Here is a 16,627-nt window from a genome sequence, read left to right on the forward strand (position 1 = left end):
AGTAAACTTTTATTCGCAAAGTTCATAACCATTTTTTGAAAATGCTTTTTACTAAAAACGACGTAAGGATAAAAAAATTGCTGTTCAAGCAAAACTTCACTCTTCAATAAATCTTCAATTTCTTAACCCCAACGTTTTGACCCATAGGTAAAAACGTTGAGTTCGCGACAAACCCGGTCGAGGGTCCTCCACTCCTACCTTTCTCAACATCCCCTCCCCCAATTCCTTGACACCCCGACGAATCTCTTCTACACATTCCCTATCGTGAAAAAAATCGTCCCTTGTTTGCTCCTTGTATTCGTCTTCTACTTTGTTTTGAGAGAAGGCGCGTCTTATTTGTATCAGTCCAAGGAAGAAGCGAGGGTTTACAACACGGGGTTTTACTGGCTTTCGAAATCCGATCTTTCGTCGAAGTATCAATCCGATTCGTTTTTGTTTCCGTATCTCTTATACAAACTCAATGTCGATTTGACGCCGGCACAGTTTGCCAGACTTTGCAACGATATACAGATCGGGGCGACACTTCTGTTGGTTTTTTATTTTGCTTTTGAATTCGGTTGGCTCGCGGGGGTGTTTATCGGGCTTTTCGTTTTGTTTTCACCGCTCATTTTGATTCAGAAGGTTTGGATCGGATTTCCGGATCACCTTACTTATTTCTTTTCGGCGGCGACTTTGATTTTTCTGGATCGGGTTTCTAAAAATCGGTTTTGGTTCGGAGCCTTGTTCGTTGTTCTTTTGTTAGGCGCTTGGAATCATTTCTATCAGTTCAGTATCATCGTCTGTATGTTGGTCTTGGTCCAGGGGATCTTCGAAAAAAAGATCGAAGTCCGGACGATCGGGTTGATCTTTAGCACGCTCATTATCGCACGTATCCTTTCTCTGCTCTTCTTTTACTTCAAGGGAATTCCATTTGAAGATTCTCGGTTTTCTACAATCCAGAACGAATCTTTTTCCAAATGGATTGAGATCAACACGACGGTTCCTCACTTGGCCCTATTCTCTTTTTTCTTTGGGAATTTTGTCTTTTTTGCGGAGAGGTTATATCGAAAGAATTTTTTAATTTTGATTCCTTTCGGAATCTCTTTAGTCGTTACGTTTTTTACATACGATACTACGAGGGTCTTCGTCCACCTCTTCTATCCTTCTTGGATTTTTCTCTGGCTTTTGGTCTTTCGAAAGGAAGGAGAATTTTTTCAGAAGAATCTAAAGTATTACTTTGTTCTGATATTGATTTCGCTTATCCTTTTAGTTTTGGTTCCTCGCTTTTTTATCGAGGCCGGTGGCGTGAATTATCTTCTTCCTTAAAAAGAGAACCACAGTCTAAGAATTGATTCCCATTTCCAAAATCAATCACCGGAGAACCGCTTATGCCCTACGTCAATATTCGAATCACAAAAGAAGGAGCGACCAAGGAACAAAAGGCACAGTTGATCGCAGGGACCACACAACTTCTCAAAGACGTTCTTGGTAAAAATCCCCAAACTACTTTTGTAATCATCGACGAGGTGGATACGGATAATTGGGGAATCGGTTTTGATCAGGTTACGGAGCTTCGAAAGAAGGGGAATTGATTTCTCTTTTTGAATTCAAATGCGATTTCGCATTTCGGAATATTTTTTTTTAAAACGAAAGGATTTTTTCCATCTAAGACTAATTTGCGTTAGACGACACAGAATAGGATCCTTCGGTTATCTCGGGTAAAACATAGAAGAGTGCGGTTTGTCTTGCGTTATGGGATCGATGCGGAGTCAAAAAATTGCTTTTCGTCCTTGGTTTTCTCTTAGAATGAATTTTCTCAATTTTTTGACTGGAGCGGAGAGCCCGGTCCGAGCGCGTGAATCAAAGTGAAGTCTCGCGAGGAAACGCCCAAATTATTTTCTGCAGTTCATCTGATTTCGAATGATGGAACATTCTTTTTTCTTTTTTCCAACGCTTAAAAAACCTTCGGCGCTTTCTCCGTCTTCGTAAAATCTTCCGCTAAAGACCGCGCCGCTCGCAAATCGATAGGTTCCGATTCCTGCTTTTTTATCGTTTTGAAAATTTCCTGAAAATCGATCTCCGTCTTTGTAGAGAATATTTCCGCTTCCATGTCGCTTATCATTTTTGAATGTTCCGGAATAAACTTCGCCGGATCCGTATACGTAGATTCCGTTTCCGTTTTTGCAATCTCCGTTTTTACATCCTTGTGAGGATCCGAGATAAGACGAGGGCGATTTGTTTTCTTTTTTCTTTGGTTCGTATCTTTCCGAAACTTCCGAACTTTCTTCCGGTTCCGAATATTTCTTAGGTTGTCCAAGCGCGTCTTCTTGGAAGAATTTTCTTTCCTTCAATTCGGGTTCCAACTCTAAGTCGTTTTTTTTGGATGCGCTCGTCTTTGGATTTTCTTTCTTGGGGGTCCCTTTATTTTTCTTTCCGCAATCCATTGCCGCAAAAGAAATCAAGAATATCATCCCTATCGTGATCGTAATTCGATTGGTTCCGAAAAGGACCATCGTTCGCCCTCCATTCTAAGTCCTTTCTTAGAATATCGGATTTGAGAATGCTCCGGAAAAGGTTTCTCTTTGAGAATCCTTCTTGGCCCTTTCTTTTTTTTGAGGGAGTTCCTACTTTTCGATTCTTCCAGACGCGACCATTTTGTGGGAACTCCTTCGCTTTCCAGTTGAGAATCATTTGTTCCGACAAACTGATCCTTCCAAAAACTTCTTGAAGACGGACTTCAAGTCCGCCTCAAGGTATCATCGGAAGGAGTTCCTACTTTTTCAGTCTTTCTCTGATTTGAGAATGATCCGATCTTCTTCGAAGCAGAACGTAAATTTTAAGATTCTTTCTTCAGCTGAATCACGCTGATTTCGGACGGAGCTCCGAGACGGAGAGGAGGCCCCCAATAACCGGTGCCCCGACTTACATAGATCCAGGTCGATTCGTGTCTGTGAAGTCCCGCGACAAATTTCTGTGCGAGATAGATCAAAAGATTCCCGGGAAAATACTGACCTCCGTGTGTATGACCGGAAAGCTGAAGATCAAAGCCGGCCTTCGCGCTTTCAAAAACGCTATTGGGTTGATGCGCGAGAAGAATTTTGTAATCCCCATTCTCCCCTCCTCTCATCGCCTTATGAGGATCGGTCGTATGTTCCACGATGATCGTTCCCGCTTTGAGATCGGTCACACCCGCAAGCGTAATATTCGCGGTCCCGTGTTTCAAGATCTTGTTTTCGTTTAACAAAACCTGAATCCCATGACCTTTCAATTCACGGATCCAAGAAAGAGCCCCGGAATAGTATTCATGATTTCCGGTCACAAAGAAAGTTCCGTGTTTGGATTTGAGATCGGCTAACGGAGTGATATGATGTCCAAGTTTACTTACCGGTCCGTCCACGAGATCTCCTGTAATCGCGATGAGATCCGGTTCCAAGTCGTTGACCGCTTTTACAACGGATTCTAAAAATTCTTTTTTAATCGTGGGTCCGATGTGAATGTCGGAAATCTGGACGATCTTAAAACCTTCCAAGGAAGAATGAAGATTCTTCTCCAAAATGTCCACGGAGATTACTTTCAATTTCTTATGAGCCTGATAGAATCCGATCCCCGTCAGTCCTCCCGCAAGTCCCAAAACCGAAAAGCTAAGAATCTGATTTAAAAAGTCTCTCCTCTGGATCAGATCCGAGCCGTCTCCGTTCTCGGCTCCGGAAACGTTTGGAAAGAAGCTGGTAAACCCGTGAAAGGAAGCGGTGGTTATGTCTTTCAAAATCACGAGACTAAAAAGAATCGTAAAGAACCCAAGTCCCGTAAAAGCGAGATAAGAAAAAGCGGTCTGAATTCTTTCCTGATTGGATGTAAGACTGATATAATAACTTACGGGAATACTCAAAGTGAAGAGGAAAATCAATCCCCAGGCAAACCATGAAACCCAACCCTGAGCTCCGAGCCCCGGAATCAAACGAAAACCCGTATATGTATAACCCAACCCTATGATCAGGGTAAAGACGGAAAGAAAAACGAGGAAACGAGATATCTGATTTTCCATTACCTTAATAAGACCGATTCGTTTCTCCGAAGTTTCTTCCATTCTTAAAATACTTTCCTCCAAATTCTCCCTTTTGGAGTTTCTAAAACGAAATCCTCCCTTTGAAAACGAAGTGAAATGGTCAAACTTCGGCTTCCCGAATCCGAAACGAATGCGTAAGCGAATTATAGATTTTCAGTCCACCGGGGATTTCCAAACCCTTGACGAACCTTCTATTTCCTGTAGCATTGACAGAAATCTCTATGACTCACGCTGATTTAGAATTTCAAAAACTGAAGAGTATTCTCAATACGAGTACGATCTTAAATGCGAATTTGGATCTTTATCAGCTCTTACCTTTGATCATGCTCTATTCCAAGGATCTCTTGGAAGCCGAAGCGAGTTCTCTTTTTCTTTTGGATGAAACCGGAGAATTTTTGTATTGCGAAGTCGCTCTCGGAGAGAAAGGCGAAATCATTCAAAAATACGGACGTTTGGACGTAGGTCAGGGAATCGCGGGCTGGGTCGCAAAAGAGAAAAAAGCAATCATCCTCGACGACGCGTATTCGGATCCTAGGTTCAATCAAGACTGGGATAAGAAGACCGGTTATAGAACTCGTTCCTTAGTCTGCGTTCCTCTTTTCGTGGACGATAAGATCATAGGAACTCTCGAAATTCTAAACAAGACAAAGGAACGCGCCTTTGATTCTTCCGATCTCAATTATCTTTCCTCCTTATCCGAAGTGGCTGCGATTGCCATCCAGAACGCAAAGATTCACGACAATCTCAAAAAGAGAATCTTAGAACTCTCGCTTCTTTATGAATTTGAAAAACTCATCGTTTCGGAAAAGAGCATTCATGAACTCGGAAACTGGGTCTTGGATAAAATCTTAGAATTTTTAGAAGCAAGAACCGGAACGATCTATCTCGCGGATCACAAAAGTAAAACTCTGAGAATTCTAGCGGCCAAGGGGATTCCGAAAGAAGCGGTTCATTCTATCGTGGTTCCTTTCGGTGAAGGAATCGCCGGCTGGGTCGCACAAGAAAGAAAAAATCTTCTGATCCAAAATCTGGAAGAAGACAAACGTTATAATCAGGACGCAAAGTATAAGTTTGAAGCAAATTCTTTGATCTCTTCTCCTCTGATCTATAGGGACGAACTCTTAGGAGTGATCAGCGTAAACAGTAAGAATTCCGGTTTTGCTTTTCACGGCAACGATCTCGAAATGCTCGGCGCGATCGCGAACCGACTTTCGGTCACGATCAAAAATGCGGATCTCTTTCATAGAGTCGTCGACTCCGATCGGGAATTACAAAGAGCAAGAGAAGTCATGTCGAAAGTGATCCCGACAACGATTCCTTATATCAAAGGATTGGAAGTCGGAGCTCAACATATCCCCTACTCCAATGTCGGAGGGGATTTTTATAGCATCTTTAAATTGGATACGGAGAGAACCGGATTTCTCATCGCCGACGTTTCGGGTCACGGGCTTTCTGCTTCGGTGATCGCCGCGGTGATGAACACGATCATTTCCACTTACGATAAAGAAACTCTCTCCAGTCCTTCTCGCTTTTTTACGGGTCTCAATCACGCTCTCAACAATAAGATGGCAGGAAACTTTGTGACCGCGTTTTACTGCGTGATCGATACGGAAAAAAATTCGATTCTTTTTTCCAACGCGGGACACAATCATCCTTTGCTCTTACAAAATGCGACGGACACGATGATTCCTCTCGAGACAAAAGGAAAACTCATCGGAGTGATTCCGGATCTTTTCTTTGAGGAGAATTCGACTGCGTTCCGCGTCGGAGATCGTCTCGTTCTTTACACCGACGGACTTTCGGAACATTCTTCCGAAGATCGATCCAAAAGATACACGGAAGAATTGGTTTCTCTCTCAATCCGAAAATCGATCTCTAAAAATGGGAAGGATGCTTCGGAGCAGATCGTGGAAGACAGCATCGACTATTGCAATCGTCCGAAGTTCGACGACGACGTTACCCTTCTCGTAATCGACCGCAAATAACGAAACAATAGTTCAAAATAATAATATTCTATTTTTAGAATATTATTATCAACAAGAAGCCGATCAAAAATTCCTAACCTCCTGAGCTTGTTCGCAAGAATTCCTAAACCTAACTTTGTTCATCGAACGTCATACGCCTTTGTATGAATATTTTTAATCCGAAGTCGTTAGAAGTTATGTAGAACAAGCATTATATAATATATCGAATAAAATAAAAATTTTAAACGTTTCTGTAAAAGTTGGAAACCTCTTCGAGTCTAACTAGATGAAATAAGGAGGGTTTACCATGAATGCAATCACGATCTTTGCGCTTGCGTTGTTGGCAGTTCCTGTTTTTGCCCGTTTTGCTCGGGTGACAAAAGAAGCGATGGGAAGATATCACCTGATCGGCTTGGGAGGTTTGTTCTTGATCTTGGGGGAAGCAACCCGGATGACAGCAGATAAAATCTCGCCGATTGCGACACTTCTTCCGGTCATTGACATTGTCACTGTGGTCTTAGCTTACGCGGGGGTTCTCTTCGGGACACTGTGGTTATCAGTGTATTACATAAAACACCCGAATGAAATTTGAAAATTCTTAAACAAGAATGACATTAAAAAAGGCGGGCTTATCCCGCCTTTTTTAATGTACGGATAAGAAATGAAAAATCAGGAAAGTTTGTTTCTCTGAAAGATTAGGATTCTCCCGAAATCGTATCTCCAACGGACTTTAAGTCCGATTTCAAGTTTTTTTAGTAGAACTTACTTTGTCGGAAGAATCGAATCCTACTCCGACCTCGGGCCTTTTCATTGAAAGTAGGCTTCCCGCTTAAAAGTAGGAACTCCTATACAAACAGATCCTCTTTCGAGCGAGGCTTTTCCGCGAAAAATGCGGGAACTCTTCGTTGAAAAGAGATTCTTCGGTGATACAATGAAAGTAGGAACTCCCAAAAAAGGGATGGTCTTCGATAGGATCCAAATCATTTTTTGGAAATCAAAGCATTGAGGGAACTCCATTGAACCAGAACGATTCTCTCCAACATTCCATTCTCTACGCGGCCGACCCGCTCTGTCCCTGGTCTTACGGTTTTGGCCCGGTCTTAGAAAGAATCCAAAAAGAATACAACGACAAGATTCGATTTTCTCTCGTCCTTGGGGGCCTTCGATTTGGAGAAACCGCCGAACCGCTGACTCCGGAATTTGCCCGCGCCTTAAAACACGAATGGAAAGACGCGGAAGCTCTCACCAAACAACCGTTTCAACTCGGGATTCTCGAACAAAAAGATATCAGATACGATTCTTTTCCGGCCTGCAAGGCGGTCATAAGCGCGCAAAAAATCAAACCCGAAATCGCATTCCAATATTTGCATGCATTTTCCAAAGCATTCTATCATGAGAATCAAGATCCAACTTCGGTTGAAACCTTTGCGACGATCGCGGAGCGATTCGAAATTCCTAAAAAAGAATTTCAGTCGGTCTTTGAAGACAAAGATACGGAGATGGAAACACTCAACGATTTCTATTTCGGATTTTCTTTGGGAGTGAGCGCCTTTCCGAGTTTGGTTTTTTCGGACGGAGCTGAAAGCGGCATCCTCGCGAGAGGATACCATTCTTACGAACAATTGGATTCTATCTTAAAAGATTATTTTCGAGCGGTTCGATTCTAAGATTTTTTCTTTTCTTTTTTTCTCTCTTTGGATTCCGTCTTTCCCACGTAGTTCGCAAGAACAAGAAGAATTCCTCCCAAGAACGCGGACCAAAAACCTGGGACCGAAAGAGTTCCCGGAAACCAATCTCCTATGATCAAGATCACCCAAGCGTTGATGATCAAACCGATCAAACCCAAACTCAGATAATAAAAAACGATTCCGATTCCAAGAGTCATGATGATCAAAATCAATCTCATGAACGCGTTGATCAAAACAAACGCAAAGACGACGATGATAGAATTGATCCAACCTCCTACGACGTGAAAATCAGGATTGATTAAGGGAAAGACGAATTCCACAACGAGGGACATCAGAATTAGGGAGAATAAAAGATGGGTCATAACACTTCCGCTTTTAAGCATAAACGTCGACATTCTTTCCAATCGAAGGAGGAGGAGAACCAGGAGGAACCACTTCGGAATCAGGGCTCTTTGTCTGATTGTCCTGAGTCGCCACGATCTCTCTCGAAGAAGAACCGGTAGAAACCGGAGCAATAGAATCTGAAAACAAAATCTGTCTGGACCCAACCGCCATATAAGACATACTCTTCCTCCCCTCTTTTTAATTAGAATGAATTCTAACGGTTATTGTTTGAAAAAGCATCTTCTCTTAAAAGGAAAAATGAAAAAACTTTGTAAAAAACTTTCAAAAGAAGAATCTTCGATCTCGCTTGATCACCTATTTTCTTCCGTAAGCTCCCGTAACGATACCGCCATACCAGCTGAAAAGATGGACGTGAGAAAAAAATGAACGAAAATTTGATTCATCCTTTACGATGCTTTCATAAGAATCGATAGACTGAGACAAATATTTTTTTCCAACGAATGGAAGCAGAAAGAATCTTCCTAAAAGCGGAAGCAAATGCCGGAAATAAAGATTCCAAATAAAATACGATATTCCGTATTTCGGTCTGGATAATTCGGTAAAGACAAAAGTTCCTGACGGTTTTAGAATCCGATAGACTTCTGAAAATAGGATTCTTCTCTGTTCAATCGACAACGTTTTTAAACCGAATGTACAACTGACCGCGTCGCAAGAATCGGAGGAGATGGAAGAAGAAAGCGCATTCTCCGCAAAATACGTAACGTTGTTTTCGCCAAAACGTTTTCGAGCGCGTTGAATCATACGTTTGGAAATATCAACTCCAAGAATCGGATTCTTTCCAAATTTCTTTTTTATAATTCCGATATTACTTCCGTCCCCGCACATCAAATCACAAATCGTTTCTCCTTCCGAAATCCTTAAAGTGGAAAGAGAACGTTTTCTGGTTAAGGTCGCCAACCCGAACGAAAGAAAATTCAGAAAATGATAACTCGAAGAAAAACGATCAAAGAATCTTCTCTGAAAACGAATCTGATCAAAACATTTCATATCCATTTGCCTTCATCTGACTGATTCCATTTTTTCAGCGTTGAGTTTGATCTTTTGTAAAACGTGCAGATGCATTTCGTCGATCAGATAATCGGACCATAACTTCCAATAAAATTTCGGCCCCAGGCCGTTTACGTATCTCGTGGTCGCGACAATTTTCACTTCTTCTTCCGAAATAGGAATCAATTGAAATTCTCCAAAGGAGGCCCAGATCTTGCCTCGGATATGTTTCGGTTCCACTTTTCCATAAAAGGAAGTTTCTTTCATCGTCACCTGAGGCGAAGGAAACTTAAACTTCATGGTCTTGTTTGGGACGAGTTCTTCTATGAGCGCCGATGTAGTTCCGTTTGTATATTCGCAGTTCAAAAAAGAAACTCCGTCTTTTTGTATCACCTCCATCGAAACCGGATAAGAAACTCCGTGGCGGAAGAAAAAATTCTCAGCCTCGCCGAATGTAAAAGGAGAAGTGATCTGTATCCATATCTTAGGAGCGGAAGAACGAACTACGATCGAAGTTTTGATTTCATTTGTCTGCGACGAAGAATCCTTTAGATCAAAAACGTGAGCCGAGATATTACAAAACAAAACGATCAACACTACAAGATATTTGGACCAGACCCGATTTTGAATTTGATAACCGATCCACGCTCCGATGAGAAGAGGAAGATATGCGAGAGGAAGCGCCATCAAAACACAAATAAAACCTTCTTGTCCGATAAAAAGAAAACCTAAAAGAAGAATCGCACCCGGCAAGGCAGTAAGCGAAAAGATTTGTCCAAGTGTCGCTTTGCTATGAAAGGCGCGGGCAAAGGCGATGAGAATTCCGATCGAAAAAGGAATCGCGATAAACAAGGCTGCGCCGTAAGCCCCGCTCAAAGCAAAAAAAGGCGCCGATATCAAAAAGAATAAAAGTAAAACGATAACAATTCCCAAAGTCCAGAAACCCAACGTGCGACGGGCGTAGAACGAACTCTTCGATGATTCCATAAATTCTCCCCTTGGAAAAAACTAAATCGAACCTAAAGTGAATATTCTTCTCTGTCAATTTAATTTTTGAACATGTTCAAAAATATTCTCTACGATCAGAAATGCCCATACTTCGGGTTTTCGTTCGCGGGAAAGATTCGAAAAACCGTATCTCAAAAAGGTTTACCTTAAAATTCTGTAAGTAAGAATGGATTAGTTCTTATAAACACACTTTTAAACAATGAAACTGCAACAAGCTTTAGAATTCGTAAAAAAGGGAAATCTCCCGGGAGCCAAAGAAGCTCTCCTTCAATATCTCAAAGAAAATCCGGAAGATCCGATCGGGAACTATCATCTCGCCATGTGCCATTCTCACTTGAACGAATTGGAACCTGCGGAAGAACGTTTTATCAAAGCGATCTCTTTGGATGAGTCCTTTGTTTCGGCGAGGGTCGGTCTCGGCGTTTTGTATGCAAAGAAAAAAGACAAACCGAAGGCTGAAATTCAATTCACCAAAGTTCTCGAAATCGACGAGAACAATCTAAACGCAAAAAAGAATCTCGCTTCTCTTTATACCGGAACCGGAAATTATAACAAGGCTCTGGAATTATATCTTTCAACTCCGGAATCGGAAAGAAAGGACGTCGTCTCCTTGTATGCGATTTCATTTTGTTATCTGAAGTTGGACCAACTTCCGCAAGCGAGAACGTTCTTTCAAGAACTCGAAAAACTTCCCGTCCCAGAGCCGATGAAAAAAGATATTTCCGAACTCAAAAGTCTCATCGAGGAAAAAAATATCGAATCCGAAGGAATCTGGACTCTTCTCAAAAAACCGGATTCTTTCGAAGAATAAACTCGGAAGGAAAGATAGAGATTCTTTACTCAAATCGAAAAGTGCGATTTCGCTTTAAAAAATTCTTGTATTTATTTTGAATCCTTTGGAGTCTGAGTTTATATATGTTTCGTAATCTTCTACCGGGTCTCAATAGCCTTGAGCTTCTTCTCCTCCTTAGTTAGGGGGAGCCGGTAGAGTTGTAAAAAAATACACGAGCCTGCTCCTCCTGGAGTGGGCTTTTTTGTTATCGGATAATTCTCTTTCGAAAAACCCACTCCTGGATCCGGCCGGCAAAAGGAGAAAACAATGAATCAAGACTCGAAATCTGGAACCGTTGAATCAGTTCGAGAAGTAACCTCTTTCGGAAACAAAAAGGAGATCCAATCCTTTTCCGAAATTTTACAAAACCCTCTTCCGAAACATCCGCCCTTCTTTATGGACGTGACCTTGAGAGACGGCAACCAAGCGCTTCGTAAACCTTGGAATCTTGATCAAAAGGAAACGATCTTTCGTCAACTTTTGAAACTCGGAGTACAAGGAATCGAAGTTGGGTTTGCGTCCTCCAATGATCAAGAATTCGAAGCTTGCAGTTATCTTTCTTCTATCGCGCCTGAAAACGTAGTCATCTCTTCTCTTTCGAGAGCCGTTGAAAAGGAGATCGAAATTTCTTGGAAGGCGATTCAGAAAGCTCCGAAACCAAGAATTCATATCGTATATCCGATCTCGGCGTTTACGATTGAAAACGTTTTGAAAACAACTCCCGAAAAAGTTTTGGAAAGAATTTCAGAATCCGTCGCTTATGCAAAGAGTCTCGTCGGTTCTCGCGGAGAGGTTCAGTTTTCAGGAGAACACTTCGGCGATTCTCTGGAGAATTTGGATTTTGCGGTAGAGGCTTTTCGCACCGCTTTGAACTTCGGAGCCGACGTAGTCAATCTTCCGAATACCGTGGAACGTTATCGTCCTTGGCTTTTTGTTTCGATGGTCAAGGCCGTGACAAACTCTCTTCCCGAAGATACGAGAATTTCGATTCACACTCACAACGACTTGGGAATGGCGACTGCGACCACCGTCGAATCCTACTTTTCAGGAGCGGTTCAACTGGAGACCGCCTTAAACGGGTTAGGTGAAAGAGCGGGAAACACAAACACATACGAAGTCGCGATCGCACTTCACAACTGCGGAGTCAACGTTCCTCTGAATTTTTCGGCGATCTATGAAACGTCTCGTTTGGTTTCTTATCTTTCGGACGTTCCCATCTATGAGAAGGCTCCTTTGATCGGAGAAGACGTGATCTCTCACAGATCCGGGATTCACCAGGATGGAGTCGCGAAGACCCGACATCTTCAAAAAGGCGCCTATCGCGCGTTTGACGCCGGTTTAATAGGAAGGCCCGAAGGTGATAGAATCGAATTTACGAGTCAGTCGGGAAGAAGCGCGGTCTTTTGTATTCTAAGAGACGCCGGAGAAGAAATCACTCTCGAAGACGCGGGCAAATTGCAGCCGATCTTAAAAAAGATTTCGGAAGAATCCGGAAGAGGCGAACTGAGTCTGGAAGAAATTCAAGTGGAATGGAAAAAGATGAAATCGCTTCCGCAAAAAACTTCTTGAGATGGAAGATCCTTACTTGGCGATCTTAGCGGGTTCGGAAGCGGGATTCATAATTCCATAAAAAAGAATATGATGAATTTCCTGCTGTAACTGAACCATCGAGTAAGGAGAATTAAGAAGTAGTTCCGGAGTCGCGGTCATCTCGATCGCGGAGTTGATCAAGGCGGCAAAGATCGTAGTATTTACGTCGCTTCTGATTTCCCCTCTTTCAATTCCTTGTCGAATGAGAGTTTGGATGGATTTGGAAATGGATTCCGTTCTCACTTCCTTAATATAAGCGTAGTGATCCGGCGCCTGATCTCTGATTTCTAAAATGAATTCATTGGCGCCTGCGGGAAACTGGCTCACCTTGAATTCGTTGATCGCTTTTACCTTTTCATGAACCGAAAGAGATTCGTCTTCGCTGATCTCCATCATCTTCTTGCTCATTCTTTTATGTTTGGCGCTGAGAATTTCGAAGAGGAGGTGATTTTTATTTTCGAAGTGTTTGTAGAGAGTTTTTCTGGAAATTTTGAGAGTTCTCGCGATCTCCTCCATCCTCGTCTTCGCATAACCGTATTTTAGAAAAAGCTCAAGCGCCTTTTCCATAATTCGGAGTTTTACTTCATCCTGCTCCATCACACTCATTGTTCCTAACTTCCACAATTCTGAAACTCTTTTTTATATTCTAAATTTTCAAAAGTTCAACCGAGAATTCAAGAGCTAAAGCGTTTTTGCAAACGACACTTCCTGAATTCTCGGGGCTTTGATTCTTATACGTCCGGGTTTGGAGAATTTCTTCTCACGAATTGATTCAGCTTCTCAATGTAGGAGAAGGCCGCCGGAACCACTACCAGAGTTAGAATCGTAGAAGATATCAATCCTCCGATGATCGCAACTCCCATACTCGTTCTCTGACGAGAAGCTTCGTTGAGTCCGATCGCAATCGGAAGCATCCCGGCCACTAAGGCAAAGGAAGTCATAAGAATCGGACGTAGTCTTTCTCTTCCGGCTTCGACGATCGCTTCCTTCATATCCATTCCCTTCTGCAAGAGTTGATTTGTAAAGTCCACGAGAAGAATCGAATTCTTCGTCGCGACCCCGATCAACATGATGAGCCCGATCATGGAAAAGATATCCAATGATTTTTGAGTTAGGAAGAGCGCGATAAACGCTCCGCAAAGGGCGAGAGGTAATACGAGCATAATCGCGATCGGTGTGATAAAACTTTCATAGAGAGAAGCAAGAACCATATAGATAAATAGAACTCCGAGTCCCATCGCGATCGCCATGGAAGTTCCCATCTCTTTGAAACTCTCTGCTTGTCCCGTATAACCGATCTTAACACCAGCCGGAAGAGGAAGTTCGGTTTGTGTGATCTTAGCGACCTCTTCCATCGCTCCTCCCATTCCGGGGCCTTGCGGATTTACGTCGGCGTAGATTTCAACGGACTTGTTTCGATTGAGACGGTTGATCGTCGCGAGGCCAGTGGTTTCTTCAGCCTTTGCTACGTTTTGAATCGGGATGAGTCGATTGTTAAAGTTGGGAACAAAGGAACTGTAGAAATTATCTTTGAGATCTCTCTGACCTTCTTTCAAACGAACGCGAATATCGTATTCGACCCCGTTCTCTCTGTAAACCGCGGGAGTGGTTCCTTCCACAAGAGTTCTGAGTTCGGTTCCTATGACGGTTCCCGGAACACCAAGAAGCACTTCCATCTGACGATTCGGAATCACCCTAAACTCGGGAGCTCCCGCACGATAACTCGTATCTACGTCGAGAAGCGCCGGAGATTTTTGAAGACGTGCAAAGAGTTTTTTTGCATAGTCTTCCACAACTTCTCCCTTTTGTCCGCTTACGATCAGGGTAAAAGGTCGTTGTCCCCCGCCGACGTTGTCGATGTCTTTGACGATCGGATTCGCATAAGCGAAGATACTCAATTCTTTCCGGAGGAATTCTTTAAACTGCGTTGTGTTCATCTTACGTTTTTTGGAAGGAACCATCTCAACGAACATATTCGTGTTTCGATTGGTATTAAACATCGCTACAAGTTTGATCTCTTTGTAAGAACGGATCTTTTGATCCACTTCCTGTGCGACTAACGCCATCTTTGCGACCGAAGTACCGGGAGGCATGTCCAGAGTTACGGAAAACTTACCCTCGTCCTGAGCCGGAAGAAAGGTCTTCGGAATAAATTTGGTAAGACCCAAACTAACGATAAAAATCAAAACCGCACCCGAAAGAATCAAGATCGGTCGTTTTAGAGTAAATCTTAGAACGGACGCGTATCGGTCTTCCAGCCAAGACTGAAATACATTAAAAATGCTTAAAATAGAATCGAGTCCCGTTTCAAGCCTACCAAGAAAGCCGAGGATCGGAGAAAAAATTCTAACAATCCATCCCTTGCTGATCTTATTCTGAGAGCGAATTTTAGAATACGCGATTTCTTCCAGAGTAGTGGTCGCAACGCTCGTCTTTCCTTTTTTCTTACCCTTTTCGATCTGAGTCATAATCTCGGGAACTGATTCCGAAGCGGAAGAAGAATGTCCGTGATTTCCGATCTTTCCTCCGAAATAAGCGGACAACATTGGAGCAATGGTTAACGCATCGTAAAGAGAAATGAGAAGCGCGAAACAAACTGTGAGACCGAATTCTCTCAAGAACTGACCGACGACCCCGCTGATGAACGCGATCGGCATAAAGACCGCGATGACGGTCATCGTGGTAGCGACCACGGCGAGAGTTACTTCCTTGGTTCCTTCGATCGAAGCTTCTCTTGCGGTTTTACCCATTTCTCTATGTCTAAAAATATTCTCCCGGACTACGATCGCGTCGTCGATGAGAAGACCGACGGCAAGACTCAATGCAAGAAGAGTCATGATGTTCACCGTAAAACCCGCGATCGCCATAAGAATAAAGGCGCCGAGGAGAGAGTTCGGTAACGCAAGACCGGTAATCAAAGTGGAGCGGACGCTTCCTAAGAATAATAATACGACAATGATCGTAAGAATGATTCCGATGATAATCGTTTCTTTCACGTCATAGATATTGTTATCGATCGTGATGGAAGAATCGTTTGCGGTCGTGAGCTCAGGAGCCCCGTTTCGTTTGGCGAGATCGACGTTGATTTCGGAAACTCTCTTCTTTACAGCCTGAGCTACTGCGACCGTGTTGGAGCCGGATTGTTTATAGACGAGGAGAAAGACCGCCTTCTTTCCGTTAAAGTATGCTCGGGAAGTTTCGTCTTCGACCGTATCTTTTACTTCACCGAGTTGACCGATTCTTATAGGAACTTCGTTTCCAAAAAGTGATATCGGAGTGTCTCTGATTTCTTGAGGAGAATGAAATTCATTGATCGTTCTATAGACAAGTTCTTTGTCAGTCTTGCTTACCTTCCCAGCCGGAATGTTCATTCCACCCGAAGCGAGACGATTGGAAACAACGGATGCGGGAATCATGTGTTCTTTCAGCTTCTGACGATCCAACTCCACGTGAATCTCTCGCTTTCTTCCTCCGTAGATATTTACGTTTCCTACGTCTTTGGTCGTTAAAAGAATTTGTTTGATTTCTTCGTTTGCGATATCATAGAGTTCGGCTTCCGGAAGTTCGGCTTTGAGGGCAATGATAAGAATCGGTTGATCTGCGGGATCGATTCTTCGAATGACGGGTTCTTTGGCGTCATCGGGAAGTTTCGGTTTCACGCTGGAAACTTTATCTCGAACTTGTTGTTCCGCATATTTTACATCGGTTTCAAGAGTAAACTCGACAACGACCGTTCCCACTCCTTCGTTACAGATCGATTTAACTCTCTTTACTCCGGAGATTGTAGATAATTCATCTTCAACGGGTTTTGCAATGAGAGTTTCGATTTCGTTGGGCGCCGCTCCCGGATAAGGAACCGTCACGGTCACAACCGGAATCGTGATGTTCGGAAATAAATCTACGCCCAACTTGTTCAGAGAAAGATATCCCGCTACAAGAATGAGCAAAACAGTACAGGTTATAAATATGGGTCTCTTGATAGAGAGCGCTGCAAAATTCATATAAGAATCTCCTAATGTAATTTATAATTTCGTAAAAAGATCGTTTCTAACAGGATCGAGCATCGGAGTAAGGAAGAGTTGAAAAAAGATAAGTCTTCGACGCGTTT

Annotated in this window: 15 protein-coding genes; 7 read left to right on the forward strand and 8 right to left on the reverse strand. The window is 42.8% G+C overall.

Annotated elements, in window-relative coordinates:
- Nucleotides 1–285 precede the first annotated feature (285 nt).
- Both A0128_RS14835 and A0128_RS14840 read left to right on the forward strand, forming a co-directional pair.
- Entirely contained in the window at nt 286–1,305 is a 1,020-nt protein-coding gene (locus A0128_RS14835) for a hypothetical protein (protein WP_156781856.1), read from the forward strand.
- Between the two features lie 62 nt (nt 1,306–1,367).
- The gene (locus tag A0128_RS14840; RefSeq protein WP_069608231.1) at nt 1,368–1,571 is read left to right on the forward strand and encodes a 2-hydroxymuconate tautomerase family protein; all 204 of its coding nucleotides are present in this window, start codon (nt 1,368–1,370) and stop codon (nt 1,569–1,571) included.
- A gap of 300 nt (nt 1,572–1,871) precedes the next feature.
- On the opposite strand, the gene A0128_RS14845 is transcribed toward A0128_RS14840, so the two are convergent.
- Nucleotides 1,872–2,492, reverse strand: a complete 621-nt coding sequence (locus A0128_RS14845; RefSeq protein ID WP_069608232.1) for an MORN repeat-containing protein — start codon at nt 2,490–2,492, stop codon at nt 1,872–1,874.
- Between the two features lie 323 nt (nt 2,493–2,815).
- Nucleotides 2,816–4,024: a metallophosphoesterase gene (locus A0128_RS14850; protein WP_069609321.1), complete on the reverse strand. Its 1,209-nt coding sequence runs from the start codon at nt 4,022–4,024 to the stop codon at nt 2,816–2,818.
- Nucleotides 4,025–4,266: 242 nt separating this feature from the next.
- Here A0128_RS14850 and A0128_RS14855 point away from each other — a divergent pair, with 242 nt between their 5' ends.
- The 3 genes from A0128_RS14855 to A0128_RS14870 all read left to right on the forward strand — a co-directional run bounded on the left by A0128_RS14855 (nt 4,267) and on the right by A0128_RS14870 (nt 7,676).
- Nucleotides 4,267–6,030, forward strand: coding sequence for a GAF domain-containing SpoIIE family protein phosphatase (locus A0128_RS14855; protein WP_069608233.1), 1,764 nt, complete (start codon nt 4,267–4,269; stop codon nt 6,028–6,030).
- A gap of 286 nt (nt 6,031–6,316) precedes the next feature.
- On the forward strand, nt 6,317–6,601 hold the full coding sequence (locus A0128_RS14860; RefSeq protein ID WP_000991776.1) for an LIC10816 family protein: 285 nt from the start codon (nt 6,317–6,319) through the stop codon (nt 6,599–6,601).
- 424 nt (nt 6,602–7,025) lie between these two features.
- Nucleotides 7,026–7,676 (forward strand): DsbA family protein, encoded by a 651-nt coding sequence (locus A0128_RS14870; RefSeq protein WP_069608235.1) that lies wholly within the window; start codon nt 7,026–7,028, stop codon nt 7,674–7,676.
- Here the strand turns inward: A0128_RS14870 and A0128_RS14875 are convergent.
- From A0128_RS14875 to A0128_RS14890, 4 genes are all read right to left on the reverse strand, one after another.
- Complete coding sequence (locus tag A0128_RS14875) at nt 7,673–8,059, reverse strand: phage holin family protein (RefSeq protein ID WP_069609322.1); 387 nt, start codon at nt 8,057–8,059, stop codon at nt 7,673–7,675. The genes A0128_RS14870 and A0128_RS14875 overlap by 4 nt on opposite strands.
- A gap of 13 nt (nt 8,060–8,072) precedes the next feature.
- The gene (locus A0128_RS14880; RefSeq protein ID WP_069608236.1) at nt 8,073–8,261 is read right to left on the reverse strand and encodes a hypothetical protein; all 189 of its coding nucleotides are present in this window, start codon (nt 8,259–8,261) and stop codon (nt 8,073–8,075) included.
- Nucleotides 8,262–8,396: 135 nt separating this feature from the next.
- Nucleotides 8,397–9,089, reverse strand: coding sequence for a class I SAM-dependent methyltransferase (locus tag A0128_RS14885; protein ID WP_069609323.1), 693 nt, complete (start codon nt 9,087–9,089; stop codon nt 8,397–8,399).
- 12 nt (nt 9,090–9,101) lie between these two features.
- Nucleotides 9,102–10,076, reverse strand: coding sequence for a hypothetical protein (locus tag A0128_RS14890; RefSeq protein WP_069608237.1), 975 nt, complete (start codon nt 10,074–10,076; stop codon nt 9,102–9,104).
- 220 nt (nt 10,077–10,296) lie between these two features.
- Between A0128_RS14890 and A0128_RS14895 the strand changes: the two genes are divergently transcribed.
- Nucleotides 10,297–10,908, forward strand: a complete 612-nt coding sequence (locus A0128_RS14895; protein WP_069608238.1) for a tetratricopeptide repeat protein — start codon at nt 10,297–10,299, stop codon at nt 10,906–10,908.
- A 288-nt stretch (nt 10,909–11,196) separates the two neighbouring features.
- Nucleotides 11,197–12,498 (forward strand): 2-isopropylmalate synthase LeuA2, encoded by a 1,302-nt coding sequence (gene leuA2, locus A0128_RS14900; RefSeq protein WP_069608239.1) that lies wholly within the window; start codon nt 11,197–11,199, stop codon nt 12,496–12,498.
- Nucleotides 12,499–12,510: 12 nt separating this feature from the next.
- On the opposite strand, the gene A0128_RS14905 is transcribed toward leuA2, so the two are convergent.
- The gene (locus A0128_RS14905) at nt 12,511–13,125 is read right to left on the reverse strand and encodes a TetR/AcrR family transcriptional regulator (protein WP_069608240.1); all 615 of its coding nucleotides are present in this window, start codon (nt 13,123–13,125) and stop codon (nt 12,511–12,513) included.
- Between the two features lie 125 nt (nt 13,126–13,250).
- Complete coding sequence (locus A0128_RS14910) at nt 13,251–16,520, reverse strand: efflux RND transporter permease subunit (RefSeq protein WP_069608241.1); 3,270 nt, start codon at nt 16,518–16,520, stop codon at nt 13,251–13,253.
- Between the last annotated feature and the right edge of the window lie 107 nt (nt 16,521–16,627).

Source organism: Leptospira tipperaryensis, from assembly GCF_001729245.1.
Taxonomy (GTDB): Bacteria; Spirochaetota; Leptospiria; order Leptospirales; family Leptospiraceae; genus Leptospira; species Leptospira tipperaryensis.